The organism is Dokdonella sp., assembly GCF_041395345.1.
In the GTDB taxonomy this organism is placed as follows: Bacteria; Pseudomonadota; Gammaproteobacteria; order Xanthomonadales; family Rhodanobacteraceae; genus Dokdonella.
This window is the reverse complement of the sequence record NZ_JAWLAR010000011.1, coordinates 1-19,140: the sequence shown is the minus strand read 5'-3', so window position 1 is coordinate 19,140 and position 19,140 is coordinate 1. Positions and strand designations below refer to the sequence as shown.

Here is a 19,140-nt window from a genome sequence, read left to right as displayed (position 1 = left end):
CATGACTTGCCGTTCGCGCATCAGCCTGGATCAGGAATAGGAGCACGGCGTGCACGACTCCATCCTGACCCATGCCAAGTCACGCTATCTGTGGATATCCCTTGCCCTGGGCATCGTTTCCATCGTGCTCTATGTCTGGCACGACCCCGGCATCGCACCCAATGGCGGCACCTGGCTGGGCTACACCCTGGGCACGATTGCTGCTCTCCTGATTGTCTGGTTGATGCTGTTCGGTATCCGCAAGCGCAGCTACTCGACGAATCTGGGCAGCACCCGGGGATGGCTCTCGGCGCACATCTATCTCGGCACCATCCTGATCCTGCTTGCCCTGCTCCACTGCGGCTTTCAGTTCGGCTGGAATCTGCACACCTTCACCCTGGTGATCATGCTGATCGTGATCTTCAGCGGCTTCTTCGGCGTCTATACCTATCTGCGCTATCCAACCTTGATGACGCGCAATCGCGAAAGTGCCACGCGCGACGCCATGCTCGAGGAAATCCAGGACATCGACCAGAACGCCCTGGCGCTGGCAGACGGGATCGCGCCGGAAATCCACGCCGTTGTACTTCGTTCCATCGAAAACACGCGCCTTGGAGGCGGGGTATGGACGCAATTGCGTGCGCGCGATGGATCGGACATCGCTATCGCGCGCATCCGCCAGGCCATCGTGCAACGCGAAACGCAGGTCGGGGCCGGGCCGGCGCCCCTGCAGGCGGGCCAGACCATCATTGCCATGGTGGATTTCCTCGCCGGCGGCGCCGATGACAAGCAATCCGAGGCGCTGCGCAAACTCATCGACATGCTTTCGCGCAAGCGCGGGCTCGCCACTCGCGTCGCGCGCGACATCCAGTATCAGGCGATCATGGAAATCTGGCTTTACATCCATGTGCCGTTGTCCGTGACCCTGCTTGCGGCCCTGATCGGACACATCATTTCCGTCTTCTTCTACTGGTAGGGATCCGGTCGACCCATGACAGTGAGCCGCCCCATACATCGACGCGAGAGGCCGAGACCATGCGCTGGCTGATCCGTCGTGTGCTCAAGAAGGGCAAGAGCTCGATCTCCTACGAGGATGACACCCACTACGGCGAAATCCTCAGCATCGGCCGTGCTTCGGACCAGGCCATCTTCCTGCCCGACCTGCGCGCGGCACTGAACCATGCCAGCGTCGCGGCAATCGGCAAGGGCCAGTATCGGGTCGAATCGCTGATCGTCGCCGGTATCCGCGTCAATGGAGAAATCACCTACTCGATCACGGTCGGAGCCGGTGCCGTCATCGAGCTTGGATCCACCCGCCTCACATTGCTCGATGCACGGGGCGAATACGACGCCGGCGTCGAGGTTTCGACCATCGACAAGAGCGAACAGGCCGAAATCAGTTCGAAACGGAAGAAGCCGACCAGCCTGTCGCAGACCTGGATCGCGAAGCGCTGGCCCTCATGGGTCGGATTTCTGGTCGTGCTCGTGCTGGGCCTGCTGTTGCCGGCGGCAACGCACGTCGTACCCGGCCTCAACAACGTCCTCAGACATTCGCCACTGCCCAGCACGCAGTTCTGGAACCCTGGCGAGATCGACGCGGCGCATCAGTTTTTCGCTACCGACTGCACGCGCTGTCATCAAAGCGCATTCCTGATGGTTCGCGACAAGGCCTGTACGGCCTGCCACACAAAGACCAAGGCGCACGCCGATCCCGCGCTGTTCAATATTCCGGAGCTGGGTGATGCCCGCTGTGGCACCTGCCATCAGGACCACAACGGCAAACGCGGCATGATCAGCAGCGATCAGCGCCTGTGCGCGGATTGCCATGCCGACCTGAAAGTCCGTACCGGCGGCGCCAGTCAGATTGCCGACATCGCGGATTTCGGGACCGCCCATCCGGAGTTCCATGTGAATCTGCCCGGCTGGAGCGCGAGTGGGGAGTTCACGCCAAAATCGATGACCTGGGCGAATGGACTCAAGGAAAATTCAGGGCTCAAGTTCAACCACGAGAAACACCTGAAGGAAGACGGCCTGAATACGCCGAACGGTCGCAAAACGCTGACTTGCGAAAGCTGCCATCAGGCCGACGTGGCTGGCGCCGCCATGAAGCCGATCAAGTTCGAGACGATGTGCCATGAATGCCACCAGCTCGGCTTCGACACGCTGGCGCCTGAACGCGAAGTGCCGCACGCGAACGTCGAGGCGGTGACCTACACACTTGACGAGTATTACGCGCGTCGAGGTCTCGAGGGTGATTACGCCGACGCGCGAGCGCCTACCGTCGTGCAGGTTCGTCGACGCCCCGGTTCGCCACCCCTCTCACGTCAGGAACAGGTCGAAGCCCTGGCCTGGGCACGCGATCGTGCTCGCGAATCGGCTCGCACCCTCTTCACCGGCAAGGCCTGCGCCACCTGCCACTCGGTCAGCCCGCCTGCTGCAGGCGAGACTACCTGGCGAATCGCCCCGGTCAGGGTCGCAGGTGTCTGGTATGTCGAGGCCGACTTCAACCACGCCAAGCACGAAACCATGACCTGCATCGACTGTCATGAAGGCGCGCCGGTCTCGGAGGCATCCAACGACCTTCTGATACCGGGTATCGACAACTGTCGCGAATGCCATGCCGGCGCCCATGCCAGCGGCAAGGTCGCCAGCACGTGCATTGCGTGTCATGCCTATCATCGCTCGCCTGCGCTGACGCTCGACAAGCAGGAATAGTCGGCGGCCGTGATCCGCCGGCAGCCGAACCCTGCGGCAGTTCCGGGGCCTGGCTTGCATTGGCGGTCAGTGGATTGCCTCCGGCGGCAGCACCGAGGGCCCGCTTTCAGCCGATGCGAGGCTGCCGAATCCAGCCCTGAATCCAGAATTTCTGTCGCCCCCGGTACTGGCAGAAATAGTCCTTGTCTCCTGACTGAGCTATGATCGGGTCAGGGTTTCGCATGCTGGCTCCGCGCAGGCGATGGGAGGACGAATGGGGATCATCAGATTCGGCACGCTGCTTGTTGGCATTTCCTTGCTACTGGCCTGCGGTGGCGGCGGCAATTCAGGCAGTAGTGTTGGCACCAATCCAGGGACGCCCGCCAGCAACGGCGACTCCGGTTGCGCAGGCTCCTGTGCAAACGCCAGTTCCTTCCTGACCGTCGCGGACATCCAGCAAGTCATCGCGCAAGCTGTCAGCGAGGCTCAAGCCCAGGGGATGCCGGCGACCATTACTGTCGTCGACCGCGTCGGCAACGTACTTGGCGCCTACAAGATGTCTGGCGCCCCGGCAACGCAGACCGTCAGCTCGGAAAGCGGAATTACCGGGGGACTTGAAAACCTCGATGTTCCCAGCGAATTGACCGCAATCTCGAAAGCCGTCACTTCCATTTATTTTTCCTCCGAAGGCAATGCATTCGGCTCGCGTACGGCGGGTCAGATCGCCCAGGAACACTTCAATCCGGGCGACATCACGGCTCCTTCCGGACCGCTGTTCGGCGTCCAGTTTTCGCAACTCCCCTGTTCCGACATCAGCCAGCGATTCAATGGCGTTGGTCCTGATGCGGGTCCCCACCGCACGGCCATCGGCCTTGCCGCGGATCCCGGAGGCCTGCCGCTGTACAAGGCAGGTGTACCGGTCGGAGCCATCGGTGTTTCCGCGGATGGAATCTATGGAGTCGACCGATTTGCCGGCGATATCGACATCAATATCGATGAAATCATCGCGCTCGCCGGAACCTACGGTTTCGCCGCACCTCTGGATCGACAGGCGGACACGATTACGGCTGGTGGCCTGACCCTGCGCTATGCCGATGTCGAATTCAGCGATCTGGCCCGGGATCCTGCCACCGCGCCGCCCTTCTCTTCGCTGGGGCCGGGCGACGGTGCCGTCATCCCGATACCATCCTTTTTCAGCGGAACCATTTCGCGCGGTCTGGCCTTCGGCCAACCCGAATCCGGCATTCGGCCGGAGCCAACGCTGTTTCCTGGACTGGACGCCTTCGTCGTCGTCGACAACAACAACGTCAATCGCTTTCCACCCATCGATGGCACAGACGGCCCGAACGCGCTGACCTCCAACGAGGTGCTGACTCTGCTGCAGGAGTCTCTGGCCATTGCCAACCGGACACGTGCGCAGGTGCGCAAACCCCTCGGTTCGCCTGCTGGCGAAACGATTGTCGTGGTCGATACCAATGGCGTCGTGCTCGGCATCGTGCGCTCGCGTGACGCCCTTGTGGACGCCGTCGACGTAACCACCCAGAAGGCGCGCACGGCTGCCTTCTTCTCCGACAGCGACGCCGCTGCGGATATCGACTCGGTGCCGCCGGTCACGTTCTTCACGAGTTCGCTGGACCTGGCCAATGGCATCGTGGCTCTGAATTCCTTCGTGACCACCGATCCTGCAGATTACGTGACGGCCCTGCAGAACTTCATACCGCAACCTACTGCGCTGACAGACGGATCCATCGCTTATTCCACTCGCTCCATCGGCAATCTTTCCCGGCCCTTCTATCCGGATGGCGTCGAAGGCCGCCCTCCGGGTCCTCTCAGCTATCCGATCGATCAGTGGAGCGTATTCAAGACCGGCCTCGAACTTGATCTTGACTACGGACAGATTGCGTTGTTTGTGGCTTTCTATCTGCAACAGGCCGGCCTGACTGTCACACTTGACGGCAACCCGCTGCCGCCACTGAGCGATTCGCCGCGCAACTGCACCGGCATCAACAGCATTCCGAACGGCATCACCCTGTTTGGCGGTGGCGTGCCGATCTATCGCAATGGCGTGCTGGTTGGCGGAATCGGCTCTTCGGGTGACGGCACGGACCAGAGCGACCTGGTCGCCTTTCTCGGCTTGCACAATGCGGGCGTAGCTCTGAATGGCGCTATCGGCAACGCGCCCGAGAGCATACGCGCCGACACGCTGGTACCGCGTGGCGCCCGCCTGCTCTACGTGCAATGCCCGCAGGCGCCGTTCCTGAATTCAACCGAGCAGTACGTATGCGAGGGCAAGTGACATGCAAAACGCACACTTCCGCCGCTCTGTCCTGACCACCGCGCTGACCGCAGCGCTTTCGCTAAGCGCGACCGTAGCGTCCGCTCAGGGAACCAGCGTACCGACCCACTGGATGCAAATGATCGGGCTGTTGCCGGCGCCGACCTACGATCCGTACCAATCGCAGATCCCGCGTCGCCGGCCGGGCCATCCGCCCGAACCACTGCCCATGTTTGTCGAGCAGAATCCGGACGCATTGAATCCGGCGCCGGTCGACCAGGTCGGCAACTTCATACCGGTACCGGATCGCTGGCGCATCATGGAGTCGCTTGGCGCGAACACACCCTGGTATGACCCCTACAACCAGAACATCCTGAAGGGCGACAAGCCCTTCCATGGCGAAGACTGGTTCTTTGCCTTTACCGGCATTTCCGACACCCTGCTCGAACCGCGCGGGATTCCAACCCCGGTCGGCCCGCAGTCGGGTCCTTCACCAGGGTCCAATGACGTACTTGGAAAGACCAACCAGATCATCTTCGCCGAGACGCTGATCACCAGTTTTCTCGTCTACAAGGGCGACACCGCGTTCAAGCCACCCGACTACGAGTTCAGGGCCACGCTCGCATTCCAGTACAACCGCGTGAATACGGAAGAAGTCCGCGCACTGCAGATCGATCCCACCTTTGGCACCGATCGCGACGATGGCTTCATCGGCGTGCAGGAGCTGTTCTTCACCAAGGACTATCGCACCGCGTCGACCCGCTATGACGTCGACGAAGTGCGTATCGGCATCCAGCCGTTTTCGGCCGATTTCCGAGGCTTCCTGTTCCAGGACAACCAGCTCGGCGTTCGCTTTTTCGGAAACCGCGACAACAATCGCTGGCAGTACAACCTGGCCTGGTTCCGGCGTCTGGAAAAAGACATCAACTCCGGCCTCAACGACATCACCGAACCCTTGCGCGATGACGATATTTTCCTGGCCAGCGTCTACCGTCAGGACTGGCCCTTCATTGGTTTCGTCTCCCAGGGCATCGTCGCCTACAACCGCAATCGCGAGGATTCGAGCTTCTATGACTCGAACGGATTCATCCAGCGTCCTGCGGCGATCGGACGCGAAGCGGGCCGCACCTACGATGTGGGTTACATCGGCTACAACGGCGACGGCCATATCGGCCGGCTGAATCTCACCGTCTCTGCCTACGCGGCCATCGGCAACCAGAAGAATGGCGTCTTTGTCGCAGAGGAAACCGATATCCGCGCCGGATTCCTCGCTGCCGAGGCATCCATGGACTTCGACTGGATCCGGCTGCGCGGCTCGCTGGCCTGGGCCAGCGGCGATGACGATCCTTTCGACGACGTGTCCAATGGTTATGACGCGATCTTCGAGAATCCGATCTTCGCCGGCGCCGACTCGAGCTACTGGATTCGCCAGAACATTCCACTCATCGGCGGCGGCGGCGTGACCCTTGGCGGGCGCAACGCACTGTTGCCGGCCCTGCGCTCCTCGAAGGAACAGGGCCAGTCGAATTTCGACAACCCGGGCCTGAACCTGATCGGCATCGGCGCTGATTTCGACGTTACGCCGCAATCACGCATTTCGACCAATATCAACGAGCTCTGGTTCGACGATACGGAAATCCTGAAGGCAGCCAGGGCCACGGCGGATGTCGGCCGGAACATCGGTACGGATATTTCGCTTTCCTGGATCTATCGACCGAAATTCACCCAGAACATCATCTTCCGCCTTTCCGGCGCGCTTCTTGTGCCAGGTCAGGCGCTGAAGGATCTTTACGGAACCGACACCACCTATTACACGGTGCTCGGCAACCTGATACTCACGTACTAAGGGGGCGCGCAAGACAATGAAGCGATCCATCGCTGCCATCTGTATTGCCATCGTCCTGCCCTGTGCAGGTTCTGTCCTTGCCTCGGGCGGAGGTCCGGAGGCGGTCGAGCGCGACTATGTGACCGCGCCCAACGCGCCGGCCTTTCAGACCTGGGCCCAAGCCGACGAAAAATCCGCGGGCTGCGTCACCTGCCACACCGACAGTGATCGCAAGACCATGCACGCAAGTCCGGCTGTCGTGCTGGGCTGTACCGATTGCCACGGCGGCAATGCCAGCGTGAACGCACCAGCGGGCGGCCGCGAAGGCGTTGAATACCGCACCGCCATGGATTCGGCGCATGTGCTTCCGCGCTTTCCGGACGAGTGGCCGAGCAGCGCCAATCCGGAACGCAGCTACACCTGGCTGCTCAAGGAGGCACCCGAATTCGTCCGTTTCGTCAATCCGGGTGACCTGCGCATTGCGCGCGAAGCCTGCGGTTCGTGCCATCTGCCCATCATCCAGGCCAACGAGAAGAGCCTGATGGCCAACGCCGCGATGTTCTGGGGAGCGGCCTCCTACAACAACGGCATCCTGCCCTTCAAGCACTCGATCCTTGGCGAAGCCTACGGTCGCGATGGCGAAGCCATCTCCATGGACAACGGCATTCCCAACGACGAAAACATGGATCGGCACGGCGTGCTTCCGAAGATCAGCCCAATGCCGGCCTGGGAGACCGTGCCTCCTGGCGATGTCTTCCGCGTATTCGAACGCGGCGGTCGCAATATCAACAATATCTTCGCCGAGATCGGCCTGCCCAACGAGTTCGGACAAATCCAGCGTCTTGAAGAGCCGGGCCGCCCGGACCTCAAGCAATCCTTCCGTGGACCGGGTACGGCGCTCAGGGTTTCGATTCCGGTACTGAACATCCACAAGACCCGGCTCAATGACCCGTTCCTCTGGATGCTCGGCACCAATGACAACCCGGGCGACTTCCGCTCGTCCGGCTGCAGCTCCTGCCATGTCGTATATGCCAACGACCGCGATCCGCGGCATTCGGCCATCTACGCGAAATTCGGCAACATGGGCACCAGCCAGCAGGTCGATCCGACCATCCCGCGCGATGTCTCCGGACATCCGCTGAAGCATGAATTCACGCGCCAGATTCCGACCAGCCAATGCATGATCTGCCACATGCATCAGCCCAACATGTTCATCAACACGATGCTTGGCTACACGATGTGGGACTACGAGTCCGATGCGCCCTTCATGTGGCCGGAAGAGCAGCAATATCCCGATGCCGAGAAGATGCGCAAGATCCTCGACCGCAATCCCGAGGAAGCATCGATCCGCGGCAAGTGGGGAGATGTCGACTTCCTCAAGGATGTCTCCCTGCTCAATCCACAATTGAAGGACACCCAGTTCGCCGATTATCACGGCCATGGCTGGAATTTCCGCGGCGTCTACAAGCGCGATCGCAAGGGCAACCTGCTCGATGCCGAAGGCGACAAGATTGCCGACGACGATCCGGAAAAGTGGGAAAAAGGTGTTCACCTTTCGTCGATCCACGTCGATGTCGGGATGCAGTGCGTCGACTGTCACTTCGCGCAGGACAACCACGGCAACGGCTATCTCAAGGCCGAGGTCATGGGTGCCGTCGAAATCCAGTGCCAGGACTGCCACGGCACGGCCGACGCGCTGCCGACCCTGAAGACATCCGGCCCGGCCGCCTCCAAGTTCGGCACGAATCTGCTGCTCATCCGCAATCCGGATGGACAGAAGCGGTTCGAGTGGGTCGGCGATGATCTGATCCAGCGATCTGCGGTGACCCCCGGTCTCGAATGGACCATGAGCCTGGTCAAGCAGACGGCTGATCCTGTTTCTGGCGCCTACAACGAGAAGGCGACGCGTGCGCACACGATGGCCATGGGCACCGACGAGCTCAAATGGGGTTCCGACGTACCCGTCGACGAACGCGCGCACGGTGAAGACAAGATGCTCTGCTATTCCTGCCACACATCATGGACAACGAGCTGTGGCGGCTGCCATTTGCCGATCCAGGCGAACTGGAAGACCGAGCGGCACAAGTACGAGGGCGGCTACACGCGAAACTTCGCCACCTACAATCCGCAGGTCGCCCGCGACGAAATGTTCTTCCTCGGCAAGCACGGCGGCATCAAGGACGGCAAGATCGCGCCGGTACGTTCCTCGTCCGCCCTGGTGCTTTCCTCGACCAACATCAACCGCGAAAAGATCTACATCCAGCAGCCGCCGGTCTCTTCATCCGGTTACAGCTCTCAGGCCTTCGCGCCGCACTACCCGCATACCGAGCGCAAGACCGAGACCCGGCAATGCGAGGATTGCCATCTGTCGAAGAACAACGACAACAACGCCATCATGGCCCAGCTGCTGCTGTTCGGAACCAAGTTCATCGACTTTGTCGGTTACAACGCATGGGTGGGCGGTGAAGGCCAGATCAGCGCCGTGCAGGTCACCGAGTGGGACGAACCGCAAGCCGTGATCGGCAGCTACCTGCAGCGTTATGCCTATCCCGACTGGTACGCCGATCATCAGGCCCGCGGGCAGGAGCTGCCCACGGCTCAAAAGCATTCCGCGGGCGAAGCCAACTGCCTGCAACTGCGTGGCGAGTACCTGTACGTGGCAGAAGGCAGCAATGGCACGCAGGTCTATGACGTGGCAAGCGTGGCAAACAAGGGCTTCTCGCAAAAAATCATCACCGCGCCCTTCTCGCCGCTGGGTCAGGACACCGCCATCAAGTCCAGGAATGCCACCTGCATTACGCTTTCGACCACTCAGCCAGTCGCCCCGGAGCGCAACACCGGCGAGCTGATGCGTGAGAAGAACAAGGAACAACCGATGCATCCGGTGTACAAGTACGCCTTCATCACCGATTCCTTCGAAGGCCTGATCGCAACCGACATCGGCACCCTGACCGACGGCGAGCCGCGCAACAACTATCTGACCCGGGCAATGACCTGGAACGAGAACGGCATTCTCAACGGTGCACGCCATGTCGCGACCGCGGGAACGGTGTTCTATGTCGCAGCCGATGCCGGCATCGTGGTTTTGGATCTGGATGATCCGCTGCAGCCGCGCCTGATCAAGACCATTCCGATTGCCGATGCGCGCGCCAGCCAGGTGCAGTTCCGCTACCTGTTCGTCACCGCAGCAGACGGCTTGCATGTCGTCGACGTGACCCGACCGGAAGATGCACGCGAAGTACCCGGCGCGATGCTGCCGCTGCGTGATGCACACAAGCTGCACGTCGCACGCACCTATGCCTACATCGCAAACGGTGCCGACGGTCTCGCCATCGTTGATGTGACCAATCCGGAAAAACCATTCCTTTACGAGATGTTCAATGCGGATGGCAAGCTCAACGATGCACGCGATGTCGTGGTCGGAACGACAAATGCCTCGCTTTTTGCCTACGTGGCGGACGGCCGCAACGGACTCAAGGTACTTCAGCTGACTTCTCCGGAATCGCAACCGAAGTTCTACGGATTCGCGCCGGATCCGAAACCTCAATTGATCGCGTGGTATCCGACCGACAAGGCCGCCCTCTCCCTTTCCAGGGGACTGGAGCGTGATCGTGCCGTGGATGAAACCGGGCATCAGATGGCCGTCTTCGGCCGCATAGGGTCGCGCCCGTTCAATCTGGAGGAAATGCGCCAGCTCTACCTGCGTGACGACGGCACGCCGTGGTACGTGAGCAACGATGTCGATGACTGGAGCACGACGACCGAGAAATCGGCTCCGCGCAATAACGCGGCGGGTGGCAGGAACGCGGGCGCGACGAATTCGTCGTCTGCGCCCGGAAAGCGCTGAACCGGGACCGATGACTGCTGCTGACAACCAGGCGACGCTGGAGCGCTTCCACGCCGCCTTCGCTTCGCGCGACGGCCAGGTCATGAGCGACTGCTATCACGAGCAGGCGAGGTTCACCGACCCCGTCTTCAGCTTGACCGGCCCCGAAATCGGGGCCATGTGGCGAATGCTCTGCTCACGCGGCAAGGACTTGCGCATCGAGTCTTCGAACTTGTGTGCAACGGCAACCGAGGGTTCCGCCGACTGGCAGGCCTGGTATACGTTCTCGACGACCGGCCGCTCCGTTCACAACATCGTGGCTTCGGAATACCGGTTTGAGAACGGAAAAATCCTCGTCCAGGCCGATCGCTTCGACTTCTGGCGCTGGTCGCGTCAGGCCCTGGGGCCAGCCGGAGCGCTCCTTGGCTGGAGCCCGCTCCTGCGCAACAAGGCCCGAGCAACCGCGCGCAAGGCGCTGGATCAGTTCATCGCGTCAGAATCACGGCCTCCCTAGCACGCCATTGCGCATGCTGTGTTCACGTTCTGCCGATTAGACTCGGCGCATGCCTGCCCTGCCCCTGAAAGCCGACCCCGCGCGATCAAGCGACCCCACGCGCCAGCTCGCCGCGCAAGCGCTCAGTCGCGCCGCCGGTGCGCCATTGATCGGCGGCAATGATGTCGGGCTGTTGATCGATGGAGAGCAGAACTTCGAAGCCTGGCGAAATGCCATCTGTTCGGCCGAAGCGAGCATTCTTTTCGAGAACTACATTTTCCGCGACGACGAACTGGCGCGCGGCCTGCGCGATGCCATGGTCGCGAAGGCCAGGAAGGGAGTGCAGGTCTGCCTCATTCGCGACTGGATGGGGTGCCTGGGGCAGTCGACCGAACGCTTCTGGCAGCCCCTGATCGAGGCTGGCGGTGCAGTCCGCACCTTCAACCCGCCCAGCCTCGGAAGTCCGCTGGGATGGCTCTCGCGAGATCACCGCAAGCTGGTCGTAGTCGACTCCAGTGTCGGATTTCTGGGCGGCGTGTGCGTGAGCTCGAAGTGGCTGGGTGACGTGGGTTCCCGCGTCCAGCCCTGGCGGGATACGGGCGTCAGCGTACGCGGGCCTGCCGTGCGGGAACTGGTTGCCGCATTCGCCGATACCTGGGCTCGACTCGGAGCGCCACTTCCCGAATCCATCACCGATGCTGGAGCCGACACGCCGAAAGCGGGCGATATCGACTTGCGAGTCATCGCCACGATTCCGAATGCGGCAGGCCTTTACCGGCTCGACCTGATGATCGCTGCCATGGCGCGATCCAGACTATGGCTGACGGATGCCTACTTTGTTGGCGTTGCCCCGTACGTTCAGGCCTTGTCCGCCGCCGCCCGCGACGAAGTCGATGTGCGCCTGCTCGTTCCCGGCACCAGTGACATTCCGGCTATCGGCAGTCTTTCCCGTTCCGGATACCGGCCGCTACTCGAAGCGGGCGTACGTGTTTTCGAATGGAACGGATCCATGCTGCATGCCAAGACAGCCGTCGCCGACGGCCGCTGGGCCAGAGTCGGATCCAGCAATCTGAACCTTGCGAGCTGGATGGGCAATTGCGAGCTCGACATTGCCGTGGAAGATCGGGCGTTCGCCGAGCGCATGGAGCAGCAGTACGAGATGGATCTCGAAAACGCGACGGAAATCGTGCTCGGCGGTCGGCGCGTGCGGCGCAATTCGCGACGCCAGCCTCGAACATCCGGGGTGCGCCGCAAGGGCAGCACCGGCCGCGCTGCAGCAGGCGCCTTGCGATTGGCCAACACGATGGGCGCGGCCATCACGAATCGCCGCGTGCTGGGCCCGGCAGAGTCCTATTCGCTGGGTACGGCCAGCTTGTTTCTCGGGGTGACGGGCATCACCTCCGTGCTCTGGCCCAGGCTGCTTGCCTGGCCCGTCGGCGCCCTCGCCATCTGGTTTTCGCTGGTCCTGTTTGGGCGCTTTCTGGTAGCACGGCGAAAATCCGCAATGGACGAAAATCCGTCGAAAAAGCCAGAGTAGTCAGCCGGGGCAGCCGCCCGACCTTGATACGCGGCTTGTGGAAGGCGGGTACTTGTCGAGCATCGACTGCGGGCGAGTCGGTCGCGGGACGAAATTGCCGCCGCAATTGGGGCACACACCCTTGAGTACGTTCTCCGCGCAGTCCACACAAAACGTGCACTCGAAGCTGCAGATGACAGCTTCCGTGCTCTGCGGCGGCAGGTCCACGTCGCAGCATTCGCAATTGGGGCGCAATTCCAGCATATCGCTTCACCCGTCTGGCGCCATGGGATCTTGCCCGCTAGCGCAATGGATCGATTTGGGCGGCGCGCGCAGGCGGTACCGGCCCATGACAATGAAGCGACTGTCCCCGAGTTGGCAGACGCATCAAGGGCTCCCAGCATCCGTCCGTAGCGGCTCCGGTTCAAGGTCCAATAGTCTGCACGAACATCAGGGCCAACCCGGGTCATGCGGGAGGTCTGTGCGACTGTTGGTGGCCAGCTCGCCGCTGGCGACCTCCCCGCCGTGCCGGGGTAGTTTTGCGTAGTTTGTGCTAGGGTCGCCAATGCCTGGGGAGGCCAACATGACTACGACTGCCGTCAATATTCCGCTGCTGCTGCTGATGGCATCGATGGCGATCGCGGCGGGTTTGCTGATGTCCGCGGCCAATCAGCCGTCCCCCATCCGCGAAGCGCAGCGAGTCTGGGCGCTGGGCCTGGTTGCGGGTCCGCTGGGACTGGCCCTGCTGAGATTGGGCGGACTGCTTGAGGCGGGTCTTCTGCAAGCTGCCGCAAAAACCATCATGACCGCCGGATTCTCCTTTCCCCTGATTGCATTGGCCCTGATTTCCGGTGCTTCAATCCGTTGGCGCGCCCTGCTTCCTGTCGTCCTGGTACTCGCCGCCTCGATGATTTTTCTCTTGCGTTTTCCCGAAGCGCCCATGCGCACGGGCCTGCTTTCACTGGTCTGCTCGCTGACCTGCATGCTGGCTGCTCAGCATGCCTGGCACTGCGTTTCACGCGTCGAAACCCCGTATGGCCGGATTGTCGCATTCATCTTTGCGTGCGGCGCCGCAGTTCTGCTCGCACGTGCACTGATGCTGTTCCCGATGACCGGGGTCGACAACGGGTTGACCGAAATGCTGCTGGCCGCCGCGGTGCTGATACCTGCACTTGCGACCGTCAGCTTCGTGCTGGTTTGCGGTGATCGCATGTTGATGCAACTCAAATTGATCGCCAGCACCGACGAATTGACCGGGTCACAAAGCCGCCGTGCATTTCTGGAGAACGGACGACGCCAACTGAACGAAGCACGGACCCGAAATTTGCACACCGCAGCCCTGATCATCGATGTGGATGACTTCAAGCTGGTCAACGACCGGTTCGGTCACGGCGTGGGGGATCAGGCCTTGAAGAAAATCGCCTCGGCGTTGCGCAATCAATTGCGGGAGGGAGACGGCTTTGGTCGACTGGGCGGCGAAGAATTTGCCGTCCTGCTGACAGGCGTCAATGAAGCGGAAGCGCTGGCCACCGCGCACAGGCTGAGGGAGGCTGTCGCCGGATTGCGGTTCAGCAGCGACAACATCAGCGTGCCCTTGCGCGTGAGCGTCGGTGTTGCGATCGATCCCGGGAACTCGCCGGACCTGGACAGACTGCTGGAACGGGCCGACCTGGCCATGTACAGCGCCAAGCGCAACGGTCGCGACCAGGTGGCCGTCAGCCCCTGTTTCGAAGCAGCCCGATGAGTCGCCAGCGCACCCTCGCTGCTTCTTGCCGGCATGCTCGGGCGGCGTCCACCCTCAGGTGCGCCCTGCGCTCTGGTGCGCCGCTCCCTGCCTTGACTGACTTTCAGAAGCCTCATAATTCCGTATCGGCTCTCGTTCCTCCGCGCACGCGAGAATGCGGCCAAGGCAGACTTGCCCTCGACCGGTAACGACAATTGAAGCGCACGCCAGACGACAGCTCGCCCGATTCCCGAGACGGACGCCAGACAGGTTCTGATCGGCGGGCGCAGGCGAGCGGGACTCCCTTTTCCCATCGACGCATCGCCGGGGTCTATGGCTTTGCGTTTCTGCTTGCACTCCTGTTGTTCTATTTCCATGTTGCCGTGATTTTCGAAGTGCTTGACCAGATGCTTCGATACAGGAATTGGCTTGTCGAAAACGTGGGAACTCGACTTGCAGGAAAGTTCCTGCTGCTCGGCTGCTTCTTCGCGCTGATGTCGGCGCACGTGATCGAGGCCGCAGCGTGGGGCGCGTATCTGCATCTGATGCGGATGATGCCAAGCATCACGGAGGGCACCTACTTCTGCGCCGCTTCCATTACGACGCTGGGTTACGGGGACGTCCTGCTCAAGCATCCCTGGCGGCACCTCAGTACGCTGATCGCGATCACCGGGGTCCTGATGTTCGGCTGCTCGACGGCATTCCTGTTCGTGATCGTTCATGATGTCTGGCAGCAGTTGCTGGTGGGCGCGAATCCCTGATGCGGGGTCCTCGTACACCCCGGCGCATGGCGCTCCGCCCACAGCCTTGCCAGTCCCTGCTGCCGAATGCCCGTGATTCGGGACTGGCAGCAGCGACACTTCGCGGGCAGACTGGAGAATCGCCGCGGCACAGTCAGATTTGCTGGCTGTGATACGGCTTCCATTCGATACGGGCGAAATCTCAAGTGGCAACCCATGCCAACACGGAACGCGAAATCCTGACGCCTTCGGGGCTCAACCGGCTTGCCCGCGACCTGCTTGAGGACGCACTGCCGCTGATCTGGATTGAAGGCGAGATATCGAACTTCTCGCGGCCGGCCTCGGGACATCTCTACCTGACCCTCAAGGATGCCGGCGCGCAGGTTCGCTGTGCGATGTTCAAGCCGCGCAGCACCTGGTTGCCATTCAAGCCCGCGGATGGCATGCAGGTGCTGGCTCGGGCTCGAGTCAGCCTGTACGAGGCCCGCGGCGAGTTCCAGTTGATCATCGAGCATCTCGAACAATCGGGTGAAGGTGCGCTGCGGCGGCAGTTCGAGCAGCTCAAGTCCCGACTTGCCGCGGAAGGCCTGTTTGCGCAGGATCGCAAGCGCCCGCTTCCAGCCATGCCACGCCGTATCGCCGTGATCACATCGGCCACCGGCGCTGCCGTACGCGATGTGCTCAACGTGATCGCGCGACGTTTCGCCATGGTTGAAGTGGACGTGCTGCCGGTGCCTGTACAGGGCAAGGACGCAGCCGCGGCGATCGTGAAGATGCTGGATGCCGCAAGCCAGGCAGGAATGCATGACGTGCTGGTACTGGCTCGCGGTGGCGGTTCGCTGGAAGATCTCTGGGCGTTCAACGACGAAGAGTTGGCCAGGGCGATTGCGCGCAACGCAATACCGGTGGTTTCGGCAGTGGGGCACGAGACCGATTTCTCGATCGCGGATTTTGTAGCCGACCTGCGTGCTGCCACGCCTTCGGCTGCCGCCGAATTGCTGGTACCTGATGCCAGAGACCTCTCGCGCACGCTGGATCAGTTGTTCGGGCGAGCACGTCAGCGCATGCAGCGTCGACTGGAAGCATCCGCCCAGCGCGCCGATCACCTGCTCGCCAGGCTCAATCAACAACGCCCTGCCGCGCGCCTTGGTCTGGGCCGAGAGCGTCTCGGCCAATTGCGCTCGCGATTGACCCGCATCGTCGAACACGAAGCCGAGCGGCGTCGATCAAGACTGGCCAATCTGCACGGTCGATTCGCTGCCAGGCACCCTGCCCTCCGGCTTGAACGCGAGAAGGAACACGTGTCGGCGCTGGCCAGGCGCCTGAGCGCACTGGCCAGAAGATCGATGCAGAGTCGACGCTCCCGCCTGGACGAGCTCGTCCGTACCCTGAATGCAGTAAGTCCACTGGCGACGCTGGCACGCGGCTATTCGATCCTGATTGACGAGAACAGCGGACTCGTCGTTCGCAGCGCCGAATCGGTTTCAGCCGGCATGCAGCTGCGTGGCGTCCTTTCAGACGGCGAATTGAAGCTGCGTGTCGAGGGCAAACATTGACCCGCACCAAGGGCGGCGCCCACAATCAGTGTTCGACAACAGGGGATCGGGAGTTTTCATAGCTGGCACAGCTTCTGGCAGGACCGCGCAGGTATTGATGGACAACTCTGCCGGCACTGCGACTTCAACGCGTTTGCTGTGGCATGCCAGGGAATCAAGACGCCCGCGGGTCCCCATCCTGTCCACATCAACGAGATTGGAGCGCTGCGCATGAAAGCCTCGGACCTGTTCATCAAGGCACTCGAAAACGAGAACGTAGAGTACGTTTTTGGCATTCCGGGTGAAGAAAACCTCGATCTGCTCGAATCACTGCGCACATCTTCGATCAGACTCATCCTGACCCGGCATGAACAGGCGGCAGGCTTCATGGCCGCGACCTACGGCCGCCTGACCGGGAAAGCGGGCGTCTGTCTGGCCACACTGGGGCCTGGCGCAACCAACTTCGTGACATCGGCCGCCTACGCCCAGCTCGGCGGCATGCCCATGTTCATGATCACCGGGCAGAAACCGGTGAAATTGTCCAAGCAGGGGCATTTCCAGATCGTCGACGTGGTCGACATGATGAAGCCACTGACCAAGTTCACCCGCCAGATCGTATCGGCGGACAATATTCCTGCGCGCGTCCGCGAATCGTTCCGTCGAGCCGAAGAAGAACGTCCCGGCGCAACCCATCTCGAATTGCCGGAAGACATCGCTCGCGATGAAACCAATGTCGGTGTCATTCCCGCCAGCTTCCATCGTCGCCCGATCGCAGACGAAAAGGCCATTGTTCGCGGGGTTGATGCCATTCGCGAAGCGCGGCGTCCGATCCTGATGGTGGGTGCGGGTGCCAACCGCAAGACCAGCAGCAAGATGCTGCGCGAATTCGTCGAGAAGTTCGGCATTCCGTTTTTCACCACCCAGATGGGCAAGGGCGTGCTCGACGAAACGCACCCGCTGTGGCTCGGCAATGCGGCACTGTCCGATGGCGACTTCGTCCATCGCGCCATCGACAATGCGGACTGCATCATCAATGTCGGCCATGACGTCATCGAAAAGCCGCCGTTCTTCATGCGTACCGGAAAGCGCACGGTCATTCACATCAACTACCTGACCGCCGAAGTCGATACTGTCTACTTCCCGCAGATCGAAGTGGTGGGTGATATCGCCAACACGATCTGGCGTTTCAACCAGATGCTCGAGAAGCAGTCGCACTGGGATTTTTCCTACGAAGACAGCGTGCGCAATCATCTGGATGCGCATCTGGCCAAGGGCGCCGATGACACGCGTTTTCCGATCTATCCCGTGCGCCTGGTGGCCGACGTACGCAAGGCCATGCCGGACAACGGCATCCTGTGTCTCGACAATGGCATGTACAAGCTATGGTTCGCGCGCTACTACCGCTGCACGCAACCGAACACGATGCTGCTCGACAATGCCCTCGCGACGATGGGCGCTGGCCTGCCGTCGGCGATCGCCGCCAAGATCGTGCACCCGGATCGGAAGTCGGTAGCGGTGGTCGGTGATGGCGGGTTCATGATGAACTCGCAGGAAATCGAAACCGCTGTGCGCCTCAAACTTGATCTCGTGATCCTGCTGCTGCGTGATGACGCCTATGGAATGATCAAGTGGAAGCAGGCCAACATGGACTTCCCGAATTTCGGCATGGACATGGGCAATCCGGATTTCGTGCGCTACGCCGAAAGCTATGGCGCCAGGGGCCATCGCCCCGGCAGCACCGAAGAGTTCCTGCCGATGTTCGAGCAGTGCCTGAACACGCCCGGAGTCCACCTGATCGATATGCCGATCGACTATTCCGACAATGACCGGGTGCTCAATCGCGAGATCAAGGAACTCAGCGCAAAATTGTAGTGCCTGGCGTGACCTGAAGGCGCAACCAGAACCGCATCCGGATCTTCCGTACCGACAGAGGCGATTCCATGCTCAAGCCAAACTACCCCTACTACCTGGCCAGCGAGGCCTGCCAACCGAATTCGGATCTGGAAGTCACCGACAAATTCACCGGCAAGGTGGCCACCCGGGTCGCCCTCGCCGATGCGAAAGCCATAGATGCAGGGATTGCCGCAGCAGTTGCTTCCGCCGAAGCGATGCGCGAATTCGCGCCCTACCAGCGCCAGGCCGTGCTTGAACATTGTGTCCGTCGTTTCCGCGAACGGTACGACGAACTGGCCATGGCCCTGTGCATCGAGGCGGGCAAACCGATCAAGGATTCGCGCGGTGAGGTCACGCGCCTGATCGATACCTTCAAGGTTGCCGCCGAGGAGGCGGTGCGCATCAATGGCGAGGTCCTCAATCTCGAAATCTCGGCGCGTGCCAGGGGTTATCGGGGGTTCACCCGGCGCGTCCCGATCGGACCCTGCTCGTTCATTTCACCGTTCAATTTTCCGCTCAATCTGGCCGCTCACAAGGTTGCACCCGGCATCGCCGCCGGTTGCCCTTTCGTGCTCAAGCCGGCCAGCCGCACCCCGATCGGCGCGCTGATCATTGGCGAAATCCTGGCCGAGACCGATCTG

Annotated in this window: 13 protein-coding genes; 12 read left to right on the top strand and 1 reads right to left on the bottom strand. The window is 61.5% G+C overall.

Annotation, left to right across the window (positions count from 1 at the left end):
• Nucleotides 1–49: 49 nt before the first annotated feature.
• The 7 genes from R3F00_RS11060 to R3F00_RS11030 all read left to right on the top strand — a co-directional run bounded on the left by R3F00_RS11060 (nucleotide 50) and on the right by R3F00_RS11030 (nucleotide 12,629).
• Nucleotides 50–955 carry a hypothetical protein gene (locus R3F00_RS11060; RefSeq protein ID WP_371281851.1) on the top strand — a complete coding sequence of 302 codons (906 nt, stop codon included), beginning with the start codon at nucleotides 50–52 and terminating at the stop codon, nucleotides 953–955.
• A 59-nt stretch (nucleotides 956–1,014) separates the two neighbouring features.
• Nucleotides 1,015–2,694 carry a hypothetical protein gene (locus R3F00_RS11055; RefSeq protein ID WP_371281850.1) on the top strand — a complete coding sequence of 560 codons (1,680 nt, stop codon included), beginning with the start codon at nucleotides 1,015–1,017 and terminating at the stop codon, nucleotides 2,692–2,694.
• 253 nt (nucleotides 2,695–2,947) lie between these two features.
• Nucleotides 2,948–4,969, top strand: coding sequence for a heme-binding protein (locus tag R3F00_RS11050; RefSeq protein WP_371281849.1), 2,022 nt, complete (start codon nucleotides 2,948–2,950; stop codon nucleotides 4,967–4,969).
• Between the two features lies 1 nt (nucleotide 4,970).
• The gene (locus R3F00_RS11045; RefSeq protein WP_371281848.1) at nucleotides 4,971–6,794 is read left to right on the top strand and encodes a hypothetical protein; all 1,824 of its coding nucleotides are present in this window, start codon (nucleotides 4,971–4,973) and stop codon (nucleotides 6,792–6,794) included.
• A gap of 16 nt (nucleotides 6,795–6,810) precedes the next feature.
• Nucleotides 6,811–10,620 (top strand): hypothetical protein, encoded by a 3,810-nt coding sequence (locus R3F00_RS11040; protein WP_371281847.1) that lies wholly within the window; start codon nucleotides 6,811–6,813, stop codon nucleotides 10,618–10,620.
• Nucleotides 10,621–10,630: 10 nt separating this feature from the next.
• Nucleotides 10,631–11,113 (top strand): nuclear transport factor 2 family protein, encoded by a 483-nt coding sequence (locus R3F00_RS11035; protein WP_371281846.1) that lies wholly within the window; start codon nucleotides 10,631–10,633, stop codon nucleotides 11,111–11,113.
• A 49-nt stretch (nucleotides 11,114–11,162) separates the two neighbouring features.
• The gene (locus R3F00_RS11030; protein ID WP_371281845.1) at nucleotides 11,163–12,629 is read left to right on the top strand and encodes a phosphatidylserine/phosphatidylglycerophosphate/cardiolipin synthase family protein; all 1,467 of its coding nucleotides are present in this window, start codon (nucleotides 11,163–11,165) and stop codon (nucleotides 12,627–12,629) included.
• Here R3F00_RS11030 and R3F00_RS11025 read toward each other — a convergent pair whose 3' ends face one another.
• Entirely contained in the window at nucleotides 12,630–12,872 is a 243-nt protein-coding gene (locus tag R3F00_RS11025) for a DUF1272 domain-containing protein (RefSeq protein ID WP_371281844.1), read from the bottom strand.
• Between the two features lie 319 nt (nucleotides 12,873–13,191).
• Here R3F00_RS11025 and R3F00_RS11020 point away from each other — a divergent pair, with 319 nt between their 5' ends.
• The 5 genes from R3F00_RS11020 to R3F00_RS11000 all read left to right on the top strand — a co-directional run.
• On the top strand, nucleotides 13,192–14,352 hold the full coding sequence (locus R3F00_RS11020) for a diguanylate cyclase (protein WP_371281843.1): 1,161 nt from the start codon (nucleotides 13,192–13,194) through the stop codon (nucleotides 14,350–14,352).
• Between the two features lie 194 nt (nucleotides 14,353–14,546).
• Entirely contained in the window at nucleotides 14,547–15,092 is a 546-nt protein-coding gene (locus tag R3F00_RS11015) for an ion channel (protein WP_371281842.1), read from the top strand.
• A 185-nt stretch (nucleotides 15,093–15,277) separates the two neighbouring features.
• Nucleotides 15,278–16,627, top strand: a complete 1,350-nt coding sequence (xseA, locus tag R3F00_RS11010; protein WP_371281841.1) for an exodeoxyribonuclease VII large subunit — start codon at nucleotides 15,278–15,280, stop codon at nucleotides 16,625–16,627.
• A gap of 210 nt (nucleotides 16,628–16,837) precedes the next feature.
• Nucleotides 16,838–18,478: an acetolactate synthase large subunit gene (locus R3F00_RS11005; protein WP_371281840.1), complete on the top strand. Its 1,641-nt coding sequence runs from the start codon at nucleotides 16,838–16,840 to the stop codon at nucleotides 18,476–18,478.
• Nucleotides 18,479–18,546: 68 nt separating this feature from the next.
• On the top strand, nucleotides 18,547–19,140 hold a 594-nt coding region (locus R3F00_RS11000), incomplete at its 3' end, for an aldehyde dehydrogenase family protein (protein WP_371281839.1).

Bases quoted from the DNA above. Each gene is read 5' to 3' on its own strand.
- R3F00_RS11055 (WP_371281850.1), top strand. From the start codon at position 1,015: ATGCGCTGGCTGATCCGTCGTGTGCTCAAGAAGGGCAAGAGCTCGATC.
- R3F00_RS11050 (WP_371281849.1), top strand. From the start codon at position 2,948: ATGGGGATCATCAGATTCGGCACGCTGCTTGTTGGCATTTCCTTGCTA.
- R3F00_RS11045 (WP_371281848.1), top strand. From the start codon at position 4,971: ATGCAAAACGCACACTTCCGCCGCTCTGTCCTGACCACCGCGCTGACC.
- R3F00_RS11040 (WP_371281847.1), top strand. From the start codon at position 6,811: ATGAAGCGATCCATCGCTGCCATCTGTATTGCCATCGTCCTGCCCTGT.
- R3F00_RS11035 (WP_371281846.1), top strand. From the start codon at position 10,631: ATGACTGCTGCTGACAACCAGGCGACGCTGGAGCGCTTCCACGCCGCC.
- R3F00_RS11030 (WP_371281845.1), top strand. From the start codon at position 11,163: ATGCCTGCCCTGCCCCTGAAAGCCGACCCCGCGCGATCAAGCGACCCC.
- R3F00_RS11025 (WP_371281844.1), bottom strand. From the start codon at position 12,872: ATGCTGGAATTGCGCCCCAATTGCGAATGCTGCGACGTGGACCTGCCG.
- R3F00_RS11020 (WP_371281843.1), top strand. From the start codon at position 13,192: ATGACTACGACTGCCGTCAATATTCCGCTGCTGCTGCTGATGGCATCG.
- R3F00_RS11005 (WP_371281840.1), top strand. From the start codon at position 16,838: ATGAAAGCCTCGGACCTGTTCATCAAGGCACTCGAAAACGAGAACGTA.